The organism is Kocuria salina, from assembly GCF_013368965.1.
Lineage (GTDB): Bacteria > Actinomycetota > Actinomycetes > Actinomycetales > Micrococcaceae > Kocuria > Kocuria rosea.
Genome location: NZ_SSSF01000005.1, coordinates 165,627 through 182,313 on the forward strand (window position 1 = coordinate 165,627; position 16,687 = coordinate 182,313).

Here is a 16,687-nt window from a genome sequence, read left to right on the forward strand (position 1 = left end):
CCGGCTCAGTTCATCAACTACCGCTGAGCTCGTCCCGCGGCGCGGCTCGCGCCGCTCCCCCCGTGCGACGACGGAGCCGCCCACCTCGCGAGGTGGGCGGCTCCGTCGTCGTCGGCGGGCGGGCTCAGCGGCGGCCGATCCCCGCCATGCCCTCGAGCCGGGCCACGCGGTCCGCGGTCGGCGGATGGGTCCGGAACAGGCTGGAGGCGCCGCCGCCGCGGAACGGGTTGGCGATCATCAGGTGCGAGGTGTTGACGAGCTTCTGGTCGGCGGGGTTCAGCGGCCGGGCGTTCGTGCCCATCTCGATCTTGCGCAGGGCGGAGGCCAGCGCGAGCGGATCGCCCGTGAGCTGCGCGCCGTCCTCGTCGGCGTCGTACTCGCGGGTGCGGGAGACCGCGAGCTGGATGACGGTCGCGGCGAGCGGCGCCAGGAAGGCCAGGAGCAGCCCCACGAGAGGGTTGCCGCGGTCACCGCCCCGCCCCCCGCCGAAGATGGCCGAGAACTGGAGGAACTGCGCGGCCGAGGTGATGATGCCGGCCACGGCCGCGGCGATCGAGGACGTGAGGATGTCCCGGTTGTAGACGTGCATCAGCTCGTGGCCCAGCACGCCCCGCAGCTCGCGCTCGTCGAGCAGCTGGAGGATGCCCTCGGTCACGCACACCGCCGAGTTCTCCGGGTTCCGTCCGGTGGCGAAGGCGTTGGGGCTCATCGTCGGGGCGATGAACAGACGGGGCATCGGCTGGTTCGCCCGCTGCGACAGCTCCCGCACGATCCGGTAGTAGCCCGGCGCCTGCTGCTCGGTGATCGGGATGGCGCGCATGGAGCGCAGGGCGAGCTTGTCGCTGTTCCAGTAGCTGTACGCCGTGGACGCCAGGCCGATCAGCGCGAAGACCCAGATGAAGACGCTGCTGCCCGTCCCGCTCGCCACGACCCACCCGATGGCCAGCAGCACCGCCCACAGGCCGCCGAGCAGCAGGACGGTCTTGAGCCCGTTGTTGTGGCTGTGCATCGCGGGTGCGGCTCCTTCATCGGGAACGGGGGTCTTCCGTTGGGCACAACGGCGCCGGCGGCGCCGGTCTTCCCGGGCCGGGCGACGCCCAGGGTTCTCCCAGCCGGCGCCGGGCGTGCTCGTCGCCCGGTGCCGGAGGGATCGCCGCGGTCACCCGCCGGGGGTGGGAGGAGTGGCACCGCCGGCACCGGGCTCCGAGGACGGGGTCCCCGGCCCGGTTGCTCCGGTCGACGGGAGCTCCTCGGCCGGAGGCACCGTTGCCGCGGGCGCCGTTGCCGCGGGCTCTGACGCCGGGGCCTCGGGGGCCTCCGGAGCCGGGGACTCTGCCGGGGGCTGTTCCGCGCCCGGGGTCTCCGGGGCCGGGACCTCCTCCGCGGGTGGCTCGGTGCCCGGGCTCTCGGTCACCGGCGTCCTGGGCTCGGTCGGCCCGGCGGCCGGGGGTTGCTCGACAGGGGCCTCCCCGGCCGGGCTGCCGTCGTCGTCGGCCGCGGGCAGCGGCGCAGGAGTGCCGCCGCCGGCCGCCGAGGAGCCGCCGGGGGTGCCGCTGTCCGAGGGCCGTCCACCCGCCGCCGCGGGCCGGGGCGCTCGGCCGTCGTCCTGGACGCTCCCCCGGGTGGAGGGGGCCGCCTCGGTGCGACGCCCGGTCGACGCGCCGGCATCGGTGGCGGCCTCCCGTGAGCCGGCGGCCGGTCCGTCCGTCGTGGCCGCGGTGGTGATCGTTCCGCCGCCCGCCCCGGCGGTCCGTGCCTCGGCCGCGGCCTCGGTCAGGGGGCCGGGGGACGGCTCGGAGGTCGGCAGCGACAGCACCCCGCCGGCACCACCGGGCACCGCTGCACCGGCGCCGCGGGCCATGGTGGCCGCGCCGTCGTCCCCGGCGGAGGCCGCGGGTGCGGAGGCCTCCGGCGCGGAGGGGCCCGTCGCGCCGGAGCCGCCGAGGCGCCCCGTGGCCTGTGTCGTCCCGTCGCCGGGACCGCCGGAGCCGGTCACGACGATCCCGGCCAGCGCCGCCGCGGCCGCCAGGGCCCCGGCGCCGAGCAGCACCTTCCGGCCCCGCCGGGTGACGTGGACGGCGGCGAGGGCCCCGCCGGCCACGTCGGTGCCCGGGGCCGCGCCGAGTCGCCCGGCGCTCATCCGTCCCGCGGCCCGGACCAGCTCCACGAGCTCGTCGGTCCGGACGTCCCACAGCGGCACCCCGGCGAGCACGGGCAGCAGCCAGCCGCGCAGGCCTGCTTCGGTGTCCTGCAGGTACAGGTGGTCGGCGGTGCAGCGCGGGCACTCGTCGAGGTGGTCCTGCACGGCCTGCGTCCGCTCGGCGGACAGGCCGCCGTCGGCGAAGGCGCCGAGGTCGGCCGCGCAGTCCGCGCACCCGGCGAGGGTCGGCAGGTCCTGCCTGGCCCGGCGGTAGGCGGCCCGCAGCCCGGCGCGCGCCTCGAGGTGCAGCGCGGTGGTGGCGGCGGGGCTCAGCCCGAGCACCGCGGCCGTCCGCTCGAGCCCGAGGGCCTCGACCTCCAGGTGCCACAGCACGGCCTGCCACGACGCGGGGAGACCGAGATAGATGCCGGTGACCGTCCCGGCCGCGCTCGCCCGCTCCACGCCGGCCCGGCCCACGACGGCGACCAGCCGTGCCCGCAGGAAGACCCCCGGCCCGTCCTCGTCCTGCGTCTCCTCGCCGAGCTCCGCGAGGACCTGGTCGAAGGCCGTGCCCGCCAGCTGCTCCGCGTCCTGGCGGCTCGGCGTGTGGAGCCTGGCCACGACCACGGCGGTGTGCCAGTGCCGGTCCCGCAGGTCCGGGAAGGCGTCGGGCTGCTGCGCCCGCACCGCGGCGAGCAGCTCCTCGTCGGTGCGCGGGGTGCGCCCCTGGGCGAGCGGCTCGGTCGTGCGCATCATGGGGTCTCCGTCGGTCTCGGGAACGCTCGGTCACCTTGCGGTGCGGGCGACCCGGGAGCGGTGCCGCAGGGCCGTGCCCCCGGCGAAGACGATGACGGCGCACGCCGACGGCGCGCGGTTCCAGCACTGTGGACCCCCCGGTCCCCCGAGCCCATGGTAGAGCGCCCCGGTGGAGGGCGGCACGCCGCTCCTGTCACGAGCCGTTCCCGTTCGTAACACAGTGCCGCCGGGAGCCGCGGGGTCGCCGGGTGACGCCAGGCCTCCGGGAGGGGCGGGCGGGGCTGGGCGCTCAGCGGTGGGGGCGGCCCTCCCTCTGGTCGGCGTGGCCGCCGGAGCGGCCGGGCGCCCCGTCCGACCCCCGCTGGTGCTCGCGGCCGTGGCGCCCCGAGTGCTTCCGCTCGCGGGACCCGTCCTCGTCCCAGCTCGTCCCGCGGTGCCGGGGCCCGCGCTCGGCGTACCGCACCCCGGGGGCGCCGGCCCCCTGCTGCCCGTGCCGGCGTCCGGGAGCGGCGTCCGAGCCCGTGCGGTCGCTCGGCGGTCCGGCCGTCCGGGCCGGGGGCGCCGGCGCCTTGAACGGCGCGGGGCTCGCGTCCACGACCGGCTGCGGGGTCAGCACCGACGGGACGGGCGAGGGGGTGCCCGCCTCCCGTGCCGGTGTGGGAGCGGTCGCGGGGTCGTCGGCCCTGCGGGCCGGCGGCGCGCTCGTCGGCGCGTCCCCGGACGACGCGTCCCGGGCAGCTCCGGCTCCATCGCCCGACGCCGCGCCGGGCGTCCCGGTCTCCGGGGCACGGTCCCCGCCCGGCACGGACGCCGGCCGCTCCGCACCGGACCGCGGCGGGGTGGCACCCCCGTCCCCGGACGGTCCCGGCACGCCGCCGGCGGCCGCCGCAGCGCCCGCGTCGTCACCGCTGCGGCCGGCACCGGCCACAGCGTCACCGGCCAGGTCGTCATCGCTGCGGTCGGCGTCGGCCACGAGGGCCGCGGCCTCCGGCCCAGCACCGTCCTGGGTCGCGCCGGCCGGGGCGTCGCCCGGCGCCTGCCCGGCCGCGGTCTCGTCCGACCCGGACGGGCTCCCGTCGCGCTCCGGCGCGGAGACCCCGGCACCGGACTCGTCGTCGTCCTGCTCCGCTCCGGCCGCAGGACCGTCCGCGCGAGGCTTCTCCAGGTCCTCGGCGGTGCGCGGCGCCCGCTCGGCGGCGAGGCTGTCGGCGGCCGGGACCGGGTCGCCCCCGCCGGACACGCCCACCGCGGCGACCGCCACGGCGGTCGCCAGGGCCCCTGCGCCCAGGAGGACCTTCGTCCTGCGGCTCGACCACGGCGAGGTTCCCGGCGCGTCCTCCGGACGGGCACGGGAGGCCCCCGCGCCGACGGCGGCGACCCCTGCGGGGGCACCGGCCGCGGCGGCGCCCGTTGCGGCCCCTGCTCCGGCGGCCGCGCCGGTCCCCGCGCCCGCGGCGGCGATGAGGTTGGTGAGCTCGAGGGACTCGGTGCCCCACAGCGGCAGACCGGCCAGCACGGGCAGCGTCCACGTGCGCAGGCCCGTCCCGATGTCCTGTCGGCTCAGGTACTCGGCGGTGCAGCGGGCGCACCCGTCGAGGTGCGCCTTGACGTCCCGCCGGCTCCGCTGCCCGCGGGTGCCCCGGACGAAGTGGGGCAGCTCGGCGGAGAACTCCGCGCAGTCCGGTCCCGCCGCCCGGTCCGCCGCGGCCTGGCCGTAGAGCCCGCGGAGACCCCGGACCATGTCACGGTGCAGACCGGCGGCCGCGACCGCGCCGAGCCCCAGCGCCGCCGAGGCCCGGCGGGCGCTCTGGCCCAGCACCTCGGTGCGCCAGAGGAAGCCCTGCCACTCGGCGGGCAGGCCGCTGAAGACCCGGACCAGGGACGCGGGGTCGGCGGGATCGTCCGGCAGCGCGACCGGCCGCGTGCCGCCGTCGGCCTCCCGCCCGACCATCCACACGACGAAAGCGCCGAGGAAGGCGCGGGGGCCGCCGCCCTCGCCGACGATCTGCTCGATCCGTCCGAGAGCCGCCGCGGCGACGCCCTCCGCCTCCTCCGTGCTGCCGGTCCGCGACCGCGCCACGGCGAGGGCCGTGCCGTGGTACCGCTCCCGCAGCACCCCGAAGGCGTCGGCGTCCCCGGAGTGGGCGGCGCCGAGGAGGACGTCGTCACGGAGCGCCTCCGGATCGCCGGCGTGGCCGTTCGGACGGGCGTGGGCAGGACGCGTCATGTCTGTCTCCGTGGTGGTCGCGGTCGTTCGGGAAGAAAGAGCTCCGGGAACGTCCCGTCCGACCCGCGGGCGCGCACGCCACGACGACGTTGCCGGACCCCCATCCCCCGCGCACATCGTAAGCGCAGGTCAGAGGCGGGTGAAAGCCCGTGCCCGCCGGTGCGACCAGAACTGTCACGAGGGATCGACCATGGCGCACACGGGCGGAGCGGATGCGTCCCGCTATTGTGAGTCCATCGTGATAACGCTACGGTAGAAGGATGCAGACAACGGAACGCCCCGCACCGGACACCGCCCGGGCCGCCGCGTGGTCGGACCTGTTGCGCTCCCACGGCCGCCGGGTCACCAAGCAGCGGCTGGCCGTCCTCGACGCGGTGGACCGCCGCCCGCACTCCACCGCCGACGAGGTCCTCGCGGACGTCCGCACGGTGCTGCCGGCGATCACCCTGCAGTCCGTCTACGTGGTCCTCTCCGACCTCACGGCCGTCGGCATGCTCCGCAAGTTCGAGCCGCCCGCGTCCCCGGCCCGGTACGAGACCCGCACCGGTGACAACCACCACCACGCGTACTGCGTGCGCTGCGGAACGGTGGCCGACGTCGACTGCGCCGTCGGCCACGCCCCGTGCCTCACGCCCTCCGAGCACCACGGCATGCAGCTGCTCACCGCCGACGTCGTCTACCAGGGCATCTGCGCCGACTGCCTCGCGGCCGGGGCCTCCCCCGAGCAGGCCGCCCCGGAGCAGCCCTCCGCAGAGCAGCCCCTCCCCGCCGCGGGCTGACCCGCCCGCCGGGACTCAGCTCCGCCCGGTGCCGTCCCCGGCCGGACCCGGCCCGGCCTCGGCGCCCCCAGCCTGCCCCGGCTCCTTCTCCACGAGGGCCAGGAGCTCCCGGAGCTGGTCGGCGGTCAGCGTGGCCACCGGGGGGTGCGCGTTGATGCTGACCTTCCGCGCCCCGGCGTCGAGGGCGAAGCGCAGCGCCTGGCGGGCCGGCGCGGAGCGGACCTCCAGGGTGGTGTCCAGCACGGCGACCTCGGGCGCGGATGTGAACAGCAGGAGGGTGTCCGGCGCGGCGCCCTCCTCCTGCGGCTTCGCGTAGACCGGCACGGCGCGCCCGTCCTGCACGCGCGCACCGAGCAGCAGCACTGCGTCCGGGGCCAGGAGCCCTGCGAGCAGCTGCGACATGTTGTTCTCGAGCATCGCGGCCTTCACGGCGTCGTTGCGCGGCGCCCGCATCGCCCACTCCACCTGGGGGCGGCTGATCCGGCAGCCGCGGTGGGCCGGGTCGATGACCAGGTGGTCGTGCTGCGGGTCGTCGGCGAGCATCTTCAGGACCTTCACGGCGGACTCGCGCAGCAGCACGGGCTTGCCGCCGTCCGGGTGGTGGCGGTCGAACATGGCCTGGGCCTCCGCCGCCGATGTGTAGGCGGCGAGGGACCGCGTGCCGTCCGGCTCCCCCAGGGTCTGGACGCGCAGGGTGGACTCCGGGCCCACGGCCTCCCCGCCCGGGCCCGCCACGAGGTCGCTGGCCGTGACGTCCAGCAGCAGGGAGCCCGCCATGCACTGCCGGACGACCTCGATCATCGCCTTGTTGTCGGGGGCGCCCACGAACCGGTCGACGGCCGCCCGCACGAGGGGGTTGACGACCCCCTCGGGGTCGGCCTGCTGCTCGGCGCCCGGGGCGAGGACCGGCAGCTCGACGCCGTCCCGCCGGGCGAGCTCGAGGGCCCACGCGGGGATCCGGGCGCGGGTGCGAGGGAAGCGCTCGAGGTGCGCCAGGACGTCCTGGGCCGTGAACGGCCCCTCCGTCCCCCACTGGCGGGGCTCGCCGTCGAGGTCGTAGGTCCCTCCGATCCGGTGGGTCGGCTCGGGCCAGCCCTCGGCGAGGATCACGACCGTGGCCGTGAACCACGTCCCGCGCCCCGGGACGTGGACGTTCTCCCGCAGCTGCTCGACGGCGGGGATGACGGCGCTGTCCTCCTTGATGGGCCCGGCGGTGCCGGGCACCACCTCGTCGCCCCGCTGCTCGCGCACGCGCAGGTGCACGCGCCCGCCCTGGACCTTGAGGTCCACGACCATCCGGTCCCATCCCGGCTCCGTGCGCAGCACGGAGAGCACCCACGAGCCGATCGTGTTCAGCAGCTCCTGCCGGGCCGGTCCGGGGGTCGGAGTGGCGGGGGTCTCGCTCATGCGGTGGCTCGTTCCCGGCCCGCGAGGGGGCCTGCTCTGATCGTGTGGTCACGGGACGGGCGCGGGGCCGGGCGCGGCACCCGCGGGGCCCCGAGGGTCTCGCCCCACCCTACCCAAGCGGTCCCCGGCCGCCGCGGGCGGAGCGGCCGTCCGGCGCCCCCGCCGACGCACCGGGCGGCGCCCGCCGTGACGCTCCCGCACCCGCGAGGGTTGCTAGCCTGGACGCATGACGAAAACGCTGCAGGAACTGATCGACGAGTCGATCTTCATCTCCACCGAGTACCAGGCCAGGCTGGCCGAGCTGACCCAGGGCGCCGGGTGGGACGTCGACTTCTCCGCGCCGGCGTTCACCCTGCAGACCGAGCCCCCCGTGACCCTGACGCCCTATCTGCTGGGCACCGAGTCCGCCTCCCGCGGCTCCTGGATCTGGTCCTGGCAGGAGCTGGGCCACTTCCCGGCCGCGGTGGTCTCCGCCGCGGTCCAGGCCCGCGAGGCCGGGGAACGGCTGGGCGTGGACGAGCTGTCCACCGACGAGCTGCCCGTGGCGGAGGGCCTCGCCCGCCGGCTGACGCTGGCGGCCAAGGCCGTGACGGGCGTGTACGCGCACTACCCCGCGGGAGCGGGCGGCGGCGTCACCGCGTGGCTGCTGCTGGACGGACCCGAGTTCGAGCTCCCCGAGCTCACCGTGGAGCGGATGATGCGGGTCATCGCCGAGGCGCTGACCACGGACACCGCGGTGGACCACAACCTCGCCGTGGACTCCTACGCCAAGCTGCGCGGCGCCCACATCGAGTGGGACACCGAGGCCACGTGCGTGGTGACCGTGCGGGACGGCGCGCAGCGGTTCTGGTTCGACGACCACCAGATCTCCGGTGTCGAGCCCGCCGAGCCGTCCGTGGGCCCCGAGATCCTGGTGGACCTGGCCGCCGACGCCCGGGAGCGCGCTGCCATCCTGCGCGAGGACCGTGCCGCCGCCGAGGCCACGGCCGCCCGGCAGGAGGCCGAGCCGCACCGCGCCGCGGCCCCGGTGGCTCCCGCGGAGACCCCGGTGCCCGAGGAGGCCCCCCGGGAGCAGCCCGAGCCGATCGAGGTGCCCGACTTCGTCGAGACGGAGCACGTCCGGCCCGAACCGGCCGAGGAGTCCCGGCCGGCCGAGGAGCCGGCCGCCGCGCACGCCGGTGCCGCCGAGACCGACCTCCCGTTCGACCAGGAGCCCTCGGACCGGGAGGTGCGCCCGGGCCGCGTGAGCACCACGGTGGTGCCCGGCCCCGAGCCCGTCCGCCCGGCCCGCGAGGAGGTGCCCGAGCCCGCCGCCGCGCAGCACCGGGAGCCCGTCGCGGAGCCGCAGGTGGAGCGCGAGGTCGAGCGCGAGGTCGTGGCCGGCCCCGGCGTCCCGGGCAGCGCCGGGACGGAGCCCGTGGTGGAGGGCGAGGAGACCGCCGAGGAGGAGCAGGGCGATCGGAAGAAGGGCTTCTTCAGCCGATTCTTCGGCCTCTGACCCCCGGCGGTACCCTCGAGCGTGACCGCCTACAACACCGCACCCGGCCCGGATCCCGACGAACAGTCGAGGACCCGGGCCGGAGTGCTCTCCGGATTCGCCGCCTACGGGATCTGGGGCCTGCTCCCGCTGTACTTCGTGGCCCTGGAGCCGGCCACGCCGGTGGAGATCGTGGCGATGCGCGTGCTCTTCTCCCTGGTCTTCTGCCTGGCGCTGCTGGCGCTCACCGGGCAGCTGCACCCCCTGGGCCGGGCGCTGCGCGCTCCGCGCACTCTCGGGACCCTGGCCGTGGCCGGCCTGCTGATCGGGGTCAACTGGTGGCTCTACACGGTCGCCACGACCACGGGGAACACCCTGGAGGCCTCCCTCGGCTACTTCATCAACCCCCTCGTGGCCATCCTGCTCGGCGTGCTGGTGCTGCGGGAGCGGATGCGGGCCCTGCAGTGGACGGCCGTGGGGATCGGGTTCGTGGCGGTCGTGGTCATGGCCGTCTTCTACGGGCGGGTGCCGTGGCTCTCGCTGGGCCTGGCCTTCTCCTTCGGCTTCTACGGCCTCGTGAAGAACCGGATGGGCGGGTCCTACCCGGCGATCGTGACGCTGACCGTGGAGACGATGGCGCTGACCCCGGTGGCCGCGATCGTCGTGGCGCTGCTCGGGGCGGACGGCAGGCTGACCCTGGGCAGCGAGGGCACCGGCCACCTCCTGCTGATGCTGTCCTCGGGCGTGATCACGGCCGTGCCGCTGATCCTGTTCGGGGTCGCCGCGACCCGCCTGCCGCTGAGCACCGTGGGCATGATCCAGTACGTGGCGCCCATCGGGCAGTTCCTGCTGGCCGTGCTCGTGTTCGGCGAGCAGATGCCCCTGGAGCGCTGGGTCAGCTTCTGCTTCGTGTGGCTCGCGGTGCTGCTCCTCGTGCTGGACGCGGTGCGCGCCCCGCGGGCGCGCCGCGCCTGAGCACCACGCGCAGGAGGGCTCCCGGCGCCGCGCGGCGCCGGGAGCCCTCCTGCTGGTCCCGGGGGTGCGGGACGGGGTCAGGTGGTGCGGACGTAGTCGTCGCCGCCGAAGCCCTGGTCGTTGTCCGGGACCTCGGGGGTGCGCCGCAGGTGGAGCACGGCGGCGATGAAGCCGCCCCACACCGTGCACACGGCCACGATGAGCATGATGATGGCGGGAGTGGTCATCGGGGGTCCTCCTGGGATCCGGTGGTGCTGGACGTGGTGCCGGAGCTCCAGGGCGCCGTGCCGGTCGCCGCGGCGGGGGCCTCCGCGTGCCGGCCCGTGGACCCGGCCGTGCCCTCGGCGAGGGCGCGGTAGGAGAAGTCCTGGTCGAGGGCCGGGGTGCGCAGGGCGGTGTCCGACCAGTGGGAGAGGTGCCGGTCCCCCTCCATCCGGTTCCGGTCCGTGAAGGCGTCCAGGATCGCGGGGGACGGGCTGAGCTCGTTCGCCCGGGAGGCTCCTGGCCACGGGAGCTTCGAGAGCACGTAGGCGATCACGATGAGCCCGATCGCCATGCCCCAGCCGAACGTGTTGACGAACCAGGTGGGCATCTCGCCGTAGCCCTCCGCCACGGTGGTGGTGAGCGTGTCGATGAGGATGTAGCCCAGCACGATCGGGGTGAGCCCGCCGGCCACGACCATCCAGGTGCGCCCCAGCTTGAAGGAGGACACCGAGTTGAGGTGGTCCCGCAGGGTCGGCAGCGCGGAGAAGCCGGCCGTCAGGAGCATCACGGACACGAGTGCCGCGGCCACGATGCCGAACTGGTTGACGAAGTTGTCCGTGACGTCGAGCAGGTTCAGCCCCGTGGTGGTCGTGAACAGGGCCAGGGAGATCAGCGCCATGGGCACCACGACAGCCACCACGGCGGTGCGCCGGCGCAGGCCGAGCTTGTCCTGGACCGCCGCGACGACGACCTCGACGATGGACACGAGCGAGGTGAACCCGGCGAAGGTCAGCGACGCGAAGAACAGCACCCCGATGAGGGTGCCGAGGGGCGCCTGGGAGATGATCGTCGGGAACGCGATGAACGCGAGGCCGATGCCCGAGGTGGCGACCTCGTCGACGCCCACCCCGGCGACCCCGGCCATGAAGCCCAGTGCCGCGAAGACGCCGATGCCGGCGAGGATCTCGAAGCTGGAGTTGCCGAAGCCCACCACGAGACCGGAGCTGGTGAGGTCCGTCTTGGGCTTGAGGTAGGACGAGTAGGTGATCATGATGCCGAAGCCGACCGAGAGCGAGAAGAAGATCTGGCCGTAGGCGGCGACCCACACGGCGCTGTTGCCCAGTGCGGCCCAGTCCGGGGTGAACAGCGCGTTCAGGCCGTCCGTTGCACCGGGCAGCGTCAGGGCGATGACGACGATCACGAGGAACATCAGCACCAGCAGCGGGATGAGCACGAGGTTGACCCGGCCGATGCCCTTCTGCACGCCCAGCAGCAGGACCACCAGCAGCGCCACCCAGGCCACGGCGGTGGTGCCCAGGACGCTGGGGACGAAGTCGAACGCGACGGTCACCTCGTCGGAGGTCTGCAGGACGTCCGCGAGGAAGAACGTGCCGGGGTCCTCGCCCCAGGCCTTGCTGAACGAGAAGAACGTGTAGAGCATCGCCCAGCCGAGGATGACGGCGTAGTACACGGCGATCACGAAGCTGATGCCCATCTGCCACCAGCCGATCCACTCGGTCTTGGGGTGCAGGCGGCGGTAGGCCAGCGGCGCGGAGGCGCGGAAGCGGTGGCCGATGCCGTACTCGAGCATCAGCAGCGGCAGACCGGCCGTGAGCAGCGCGACGAGGTACGGGATCAGGAACGCCCCGCCGCCGTTCTCGTAGGCGATGTAGGGGAAGCGCCAGATGTTGCCGAGGCCGACGGCGGAGCCGATCGCGGCCAGGATGAAGACGGTGCGGCTGGAGAACGCCTCGCGTGGCGCGGCGGCACGGCCGGGTGGGGACTGAGGGGTCATGGTCGTCCTCGGGTGCGGGAAGTGGTCTGCGGACGGCTACAGGCTAGCCCGTGGGACCGCGGGAACCACACCCGGCGCCACGGCCCGGGACGCACGGTGCAGAGCTTGCTCAGGCCTCGCGGTGGACGACGGCGTGCGCGAACGCCACGAGCGCGCGCTTGGCCACCGTGTCCGGCAGCGGCTCCAGCGACGCGATGGCCTCGTCGGCCCACTGCCGGGCGATCCGCCACGCCTCCTCGGTGGCCCGGTGCCCCGAGACGGCGGTCACCGCCCGGGCCAGGGCCTCGTCCGAGGTGAGGTCGGAGTCGAGGTGCTCGAGGGCGCGCACCGCCTCGGCGTCGCCCTCTCCCGCCATCCGGCGCAGGATGAGCACCGGCAGGGTGGGCACCCCCTCGCGCAGGTCGGTGCCGGGGGACTTCCCGGAGACCTCGTCCTCGCCGGTCACGTCGATCACGTCGTCGGCGAGCTGGAAGGCGATGCCGACCTTCTCCCCGTACTCGACCATGACGTCCACGACGTCCTGGTCGGCCCCGGCCAGGACCGCGCCGAAGTGCCCGCACGCCGCGATGAGGGAGCCGGTCTTGCCCGAGAGGACGTCGAGGTAGTGCTCCAGCGGGTCCTGCCCCTCGCGGGGGCCGACCGTCTCGTGCAGCTGGCCGAGCACGAGCCGCTCGAACGTGTCCGCCTGGATCTTGAGGGCCCGCTGGCCGAGCTCGGAGACCATCGAGGAGGCGCGGGCGAAGATGAGGTCGCCGGTGAGGATGGCCACCGAGTTGCCCCACACGGTCTGCGCGGTCGCGACGCCGCGGCGCAGCGGCGCGGAGTCCATGACGTCGTCGTGGTAGAGGGTCGCCAGGTGCGTGAGCTCCACGACGGCCGCGGACTCGAGGACGGCGTCGTTGATGCCGCCGCCGATCTCCCCGGCCAGCACGGTCAGCAGGGGCCGCACGCGCTTGCCCCCGGCCTGGAGCAGGTGGCGGGAGGTGACGTCGGCCAGGTGGTCGGCGCTGCGCACCGCCTCGTCGAGCCGCTCCTCGATCCGGGCCAGGGACCCGAGCACGACCGGGCCCAGCCGGTCGTCGGACGCGATGAGGTCGAAGCCGGCGGGCAGCCTCACCTGATCGGTGCCGAGACCTGCGGCGGGGCCGTCGGCGCTCGGGGAGGAGGATTCAGTCACGGTCCACCACTCTAGCGAGTTTTCGGGGGGCGGGTGTTGCCGGTCGCGGGCGTCAGGGCGTCCAGGAGGGAGACCACCCGGTCCTCCCACGTGGCGGCGGGGCGGTCGGAGAGCTCCGTCATGACCCGGACCACGAAGCGCATCAGCGCGGGCACGGCCATGCCGGTGCGCACGGCCGCCTTCATCACGGCGGGGCTGCCGATGAGCTGGGCCAGGACCCGGCCCTGGGTGAAGTGCGCGCCCCACTCCTGCCGGACCCGGTCGGGGTAGCCGGCGAGCACGAGCTCGCGCTGGGCGGGGCCGTTGGCGGCCGCGGCCGCCACGACGTGCTCGGCGGCGTAGCGGGCGGACTCCATCGCGTTGGAGATGCCCTCCCCGTTGAACGGGGAGACGAGGCCCGCGGCGTCGCCCAGCAGCAGCATCCCCGGGACGTGGTGCGGCGTGCGGTTGAAGGCCATCGGCAGGGCCGCGCCGAGCACGCGGCCGCGGCGGTGCTCCTCGTCGAACGTCCACTCGGCGGGCATGGACGCGGTCCAGTCCGCGAGCACCTTCCGGTAGTCCAGGGCCCCGAACGCCGGGGAGGTGTCCAGGATCCCGAGTCCCACGTTGGCGGTGCCGTCCCCGACGCCGAAGACCCAGCCGTAGCCCGGCAGCAGCGCCCGCTGCGGGTCGGTGCCGTCGGTGAGCTCGAGCCAGCCCTCCATCCAGTCCAGGTCCGAGCGCGGGGACTCGAAGTAGGCGCGCACCGCCACCCCCATCGGGCGGTCGTCCCGCTTGTGCAGCCCGGCGGACACCGCGGTGCGGGAGGAGTTGCCGTCGGCGGCGAGCACGACGTCCGCCCGGTGCTCCTCGGTCTCGCCGGTGCGCCGCCCGGCGGCGTCGAGGACGTTGGCGCGGGCGCCGACGACCCGGCCGGAGCCGTCGCGGAGCACCCCGGTCACGGCCCGGCGCTCGAGCACCCGGGCCCCGGCGGCGCGGGCGTGCCCGGCCAGGTGCTCGTCGAAGCCCAGCCGGGTGCGCACGAGCCCGTAGGGCGGGAAGTCGCTCAGCTCGGGCCACGGCACGTCGACGCTGCGCTCGCGGGCCACGAGCCGCAGCCCCCGGTTGCGGGCGTAGCCGAGCTCGGGACCGTGCGGGAGGCCCATGAGTCGCATCTCGCGCACGGCGCGCGGGGTCAGCCCGTCGCCGCAGACCTTCTCCCGCGGGAACGCGGTCTTCTCCAGGACGGTGACCTCGATCCCGTGCGCCGCGAGCCAGTACCCGGCCGTGGCGCCGGCGGGGCCGCCGCCGAGGACGAGGGCCCTCATCGGGCGGGGGCGTCCGCGGCGGGCTTGACGGCCCGGTGCACGGCCACGATGCCGCCGGTGAGGTTGCGGTACTGCACGCCCGTCCAGCCGGCCGCGAGGATCTCGGCGGCGAGGTCCTCCTGGTCGGGCCACGCCGCGATGGACTCGGCGAGGTACCGGTAGGCCTCCGGGTTGGACGCCGCGCGCGCGGCGATGCCGGGTAGCGCCTTCATGAGGTACTCCGTGTAGACGGTGCGCAGCGGGGCTGCCGTGGGGGTCGAGAACTCGCAGATCACGAGCCGGCCGCCCGGCCGGGCGACCCGCAGCATCTCGGCGAGCGCGCGGCGGTAGTCCTGGATGTTGCGCAGCCCGAAGGAGATGGTCACGGCGTCGAAGGACGCGTCCGCGAACGGCAGCCGGGTGGCGTCGGCCTGGACGAACTCGATGTCGGGGCGGCGGGCGCGGCCCACCTCGAGCATCCCGAGCGAGAGGTCCGCGGCCACGACGTCGACGCCCGCGTCCGCGTACGGCTCGGACGAGGTCCCGGTCCCGGCGGCGAGGTCGAGGACCTTCTCCCCCGGGGCGGCGCCGACGGCCTCCGCGACGACCCTGCGCCAGCCGCGGGTCCGCCCCAGCGAGAGGATGTCGTTGACGAGGTCGTAGCGGGGCGCCACGTCGTCGAACATGGCGGAGACTTCGTGCGGCTGCTTGGACAGGTCTGCTCGGTTCACCCGGTCATTGTCGCACCTCGCTCCGACGCCCCCGCCCGGGCCCCTCCCCCGGCGTCCGCCCCGGACGCCCGCCCCGGACGCCCTCCCGGCGGCCCCGCCCGCGGGAGCGGGGCCAGGGGCTGTCCGGCGGTCGGCCTAGACTGGGGGGCGATGTCTCCCACCGCCCCCGCCGCCGACCCCGCACCCGTCCCGCCGGTCCCCGTGCTGCATGCCCTGACGGTGCCGCTGTCCGCGCTGGGCGCGGACCCCGCGCCCGCCCCGGACCTGCGGGACCTGCTCGCCGGACCGGAGCTGCTCACCTGGACGGTGGACGGGCGCGGACTCGTGGCCTGGGGCCGGGCCGCCGAGCACACGGTGCGCGGCGCGGACCGGTTCACGGCGGCCCGCGTGTGGTGGGACGACCTGGTCGGCGCGGCCGTGGTCGAGGACCGCGTGGGTGCGCCCGGGACCGGGCTGGCCGCCTTCGGCGCGTTCACGTTCGCGACCGCCTCCGCCGTGGACTCCGGGCTCGTGGTCCCGGAGCTGCTCGTGGGCCGCCGGGGCGACGTCGCGTGGGCGACCCTCGTGGTGGCCGTGGCCCCCGGGACCCCCTTCGCGCTGGGCGCCGACGACGTCGCGGCCGCCTGGCTGCGCCGGATCGGCTCCGCCCCGGGGCGCCCGCCCGCCCCGGGGCGCCCGCCCGCCGCGGGCGGGCCGCCCGGGGCGGCGGCCGTGGTCCGGCTGTCCTCCGGGACCCTGGGCGAGCACGAGTGGACGGAGGCGGTGCGCGAGGGCGTCGAGCGCATCCGCTCCGGCCGGATGGAGAAGCTGGTCCTGGCCCGGGACGTCGTGGCGCGCACGGACGCCCCGCTGGACGCCGTGGCCGTGGTGCGGGACCTCGCCCGGCGCTACGAGCAGTGCTGGACGTACTGCGTGGGCCTCGGCGGGGACCCTGCGGGCGCGGGCCGGCTCATGGGGGCCACCCCCGAGATGCTGGTGCGGGTCCTCGACGGCGTGGCCCACGCCCGGGTCCTCGCCGGCACCCTGGACCGGGACGCCGCGCCCCCGGACGAGGACCCGCACGAGTACGCCGCGCGGGTGCTCGGCGAGTCGGAGAAGCAGCAGCACGAGCACGGGTTCGCGATCGACTCCCTCGAGGCGTCGCTGGCCCCCTACACCGACGCCGTCACGACCTCCCCGGATCCGTTCATCCTCGAGCTGCCCAACGTGTGGCACCTCGCCTCGGACGTCACCGCCGCGCTGCGCCCGGGCCCGGCCGGGGACCCGCCGTCCTCCCTCGAGCTCGCCGAGGCCCTGCACCCCACCGCCGCGGTGTGCGGGACGCCCACGGCGGTGGCCGCCGCCGCGATCCCGGAGCTGGAGCAGATGGACCGGGGACTCTACGCGGGCCCGGTCGGCTGGCTCGACGCGGCCGGCAACGGGGACTGGGGCATCGCCCTGCGCGGCGCGGTGCAGGAGGACGAGCGCACGGTGCGGCTCTACGCCGGGTGCGGCATCGTGGCCGCCTCCGACCCCGAGTCCGAGCTGGCCGAGACCTGGGCGAAGCTGCGGCCGATGCTCCAGGCCCTGGGGCAGCGGGCCGGCGGGGCCCCGGAGCGCCTCGTGCCCGCCCCGGGCCTGTCCGCCGGCTGAGCCGGAGCCGGGCTCGCACCGTATCCTGGTGCCCGAACACGCGCGGGGCCACCGCCCCGCAGGGCCGGCCCCGCGCCCGGCCCGTCCGCGCCGACGACCAC

The 16,687-nt window shown here is 75.8% G+C and carries 13 protein-coding genes; 4 read left to right on the plus strand and 9 right to left on the minus strand.

From position 1 onward, the window contains the following. Positions 1-124: 124 nt before the first annotated feature. From htpX to E7Z53_RS11730, 3 genes are all read right to left on the minus strand, one after another. Positions 125-1,009, minus strand: a complete 885-nt coding sequence (htpX, locus tag E7Z53_RS11720) for a zinc metalloprotease HtpX (protein ID WP_017832436.1) — start codon at positions 1,007-1,009, stop codon at positions 125-127. Between the two features lie 150 nt (positions 1,010-1,159). Further along, positions 1,160-2,896 carry a zf-HC2 domain-containing protein gene (locus E7Z53_RS11725; RefSeq protein WP_176337814.1) on the minus strand — a complete coding sequence of 579 codons (1,737 nt, stop codon included), beginning with the start codon at positions 2,894-2,896 and terminating at the stop codon, positions 1,160-1,162. A 289-nt stretch (positions 2,897-3,185) separates the two neighbouring features. After that, positions 3,186-5,123: a zf-HC2 domain-containing protein gene (locus E7Z53_RS11730; RefSeq protein ID WP_176337815.1), complete on the minus strand. Its 1,938-nt coding sequence runs from the start codon at positions 5,121-5,123 to the stop codon at positions 3,186-3,188. Positions 5,124-5,383: 260 nt separating this feature from the next. On the opposite strand from E7Z53_RS11730, the gene E7Z53_RS11735 reads away from it, so the two are divergent. After that, the gene (locus E7Z53_RS11735; RefSeq protein ID WP_095651590.1) at positions 5,384-5,902 is read left to right on the plus strand and encodes a Fur family transcriptional regulator; all 519 of its coding nucleotides are present in this window, start codon (positions 5,384-5,386) and stop codon (positions 5,900-5,902) included. 15 nt (positions 5,903-5,917) lie between these two features. Here the strand turns inward: E7Z53_RS11735 and E7Z53_RS11740 are convergent, their stop codons facing one another. Continuing rightward, positions 5,918-7,309 carry an SseB family protein gene (locus E7Z53_RS11740; RefSeq protein ID WP_115162918.1) on the minus strand — a complete coding sequence of 464 codons (1,392 nt, stop codon included), beginning with the start codon at positions 7,307-7,309 and terminating at the stop codon, positions 5,918-5,920. A gap of 226 nt (positions 7,310-7,535) precedes the next feature. On the opposite strand from E7Z53_RS11740, the gene E7Z53_RS11745 reads away from it, so the two are divergent. Both E7Z53_RS11745 and rarD read left to right on the plus strand, forming a co-directional pair. Further along, the gene (locus E7Z53_RS11745; RefSeq protein ID WP_176337816.1) at positions 7,536-8,807 is read left to right on the plus strand and encodes a DUF6882 domain-containing protein; all 1,272 of its coding nucleotides are present in this window, start codon (positions 7,536-7,538) and stop codon (positions 8,805-8,807) included. 21 nt (positions 8,808-8,828) lie between these two features. Then, positions 8,829-9,761 carry an EamA family transporter RarD gene (gene rarD / locus E7Z53_RS11750; RefSeq protein ID WP_241975596.1) on the plus strand — a complete coding sequence of 311 codons (933 nt, stop codon included), beginning with the start codon at positions 8,829-8,831 and terminating at the stop codon, positions 9,759-9,761. A gap of 77 nt (positions 9,762-9,838) precedes the next feature. On the opposite strand, the gene E7Z53_RS11755 is transcribed toward rarD, so the two are convergent. The 5 genes from E7Z53_RS11755 to E7Z53_RS11775 form a co-directional block, all read right to left on the minus strand. Further along, positions 9,839-9,988 (minus strand): methionine/alanine import family NSS transporter small subunit, encoded by a 150-nt coding sequence (locus E7Z53_RS11755; protein ID WP_017832443.1) that lies wholly within the window; start codon positions 9,986-9,988, stop codon positions 9,839-9,841. Beyond that, positions 9,985-11,760, minus strand: coding sequence for a sodium-dependent transporter (locus E7Z53_RS11760; protein ID WP_176337817.1), 1,776 nt, complete (start codon positions 11,758-11,760; stop codon positions 9,985-9,987). The genes E7Z53_RS11755 and E7Z53_RS11760 overlap by 4 nt, the downstream gene beginning before the upstream one ends. 109 nt (positions 11,761-11,869) lie before the next feature. Then, positions 11,870-12,937, minus strand: a complete 1,068-nt coding sequence (locus E7Z53_RS11765) for a polyprenyl synthetase family protein (RefSeq protein WP_440941483.1) — start codon at positions 12,935-12,937, stop codon at positions 11,870-11,872. Positions 12,938-12,948: 11 nt separating this feature from the next. Then, complete coding sequence (locus E7Z53_RS11770; RefSeq protein ID WP_176337818.1) at positions 12,949-14,244, minus strand: geranylgeranyl reductase family protein; 1,296 nt, start codon at positions 14,242-14,244, stop codon at positions 12,949-12,951. Continuing rightward, positions 14,241-14,954, minus strand: coding sequence for a demethylmenaquinone methyltransferase (locus E7Z53_RS11775; protein WP_176337819.1), 714 nt, complete (start codon positions 14,952-14,954; stop codon positions 14,241-14,243). Before E7Z53_RS11775 ends, E7Z53_RS11770 begins: the two co-directional genes overlap by 4 nt. A 150-nt stretch (positions 14,955-15,104) precedes the next feature. On the opposite strand from E7Z53_RS11775, the gene E7Z53_RS11780 reads away from it, so the two are divergent. Next, complete coding sequence (locus E7Z53_RS11780) at positions 15,105-16,586, plus strand: isochorismate synthase (protein ID WP_176337820.1); 1,482 nt, start codon at positions 15,105-15,107, stop codon at positions 16,584-16,586. The last annotated feature ends 101 nt before the right edge of the window (positions 16,587-16,687 follow it).

Bases quoted from the DNA above. Each gene is read 5' to 3' on its own strand.
- htpX (WP_017832436.1), bottom strand. From the start codon at position 1,009: ATGCACAGCCACAACAACGGGCTCAAGACCGTCCTGCTGCTCGGCGGC.
- E7Z53_RS11725 (WP_176337814.1), bottom strand. From the start codon at position 2,896: ATGATGCGCACGACCGAGCCGCTCGCCCAGGGGCGCACCCCGCGCACC.
- E7Z53_RS11730 (WP_176337815.1), bottom strand. From the start codon at position 5,123: ATGACGCGTCCTGCCCACGCCCGTCCGAACGGCCACGCCGGCGATCCG.
- E7Z53_RS11735 (WP_095651590.1), top strand. From the start codon at position 5,384: ATGCAGACAACGGAACGCCCCGCACCGGACACCGCCCGGGCCGCCGCG.
- E7Z53_RS11740 (WP_115162918.1), bottom strand. From the start codon at position 7,309: ATGAGCGAGACCCCCGCCACTCCGACCCCCGGACCGGCCCGGCAGGAG.
- E7Z53_RS11745 (WP_176337816.1), top strand. From the start codon at position 7,536: ATGACGAAAACGCTGCAGGAACTGATCGACGAGTCGATCTTCATCTCC.
- E7Z53_RS11755 (WP_017832443.1), bottom strand. From the start codon at position 9,988: ATGACCACTCCCGCCATCATCATGCTCATCGTGGCCGTGTGCACGGTG.
- E7Z53_RS11760 (WP_176337817.1), bottom strand. From the start codon at position 11,760: ATGACCCCTCAGTCCCCACCCGGCCGTGCCGCCGCGCCACGCGAGGCG.
- E7Z53_RS11770 (WP_176337818.1), bottom strand. From the start codon at position 14,244: ATGAGGGCCCTCGTCCTCGGCGGCGGCCCCGCCGGCGCCACGGCCGGG.
- E7Z53_RS11780 (WP_176337820.1), top strand. From the start codon at position 15,105: ATGTCTCCCACCGCCCCCGCCGCCGACCCCGCACCCGTCCCGCCGGTC.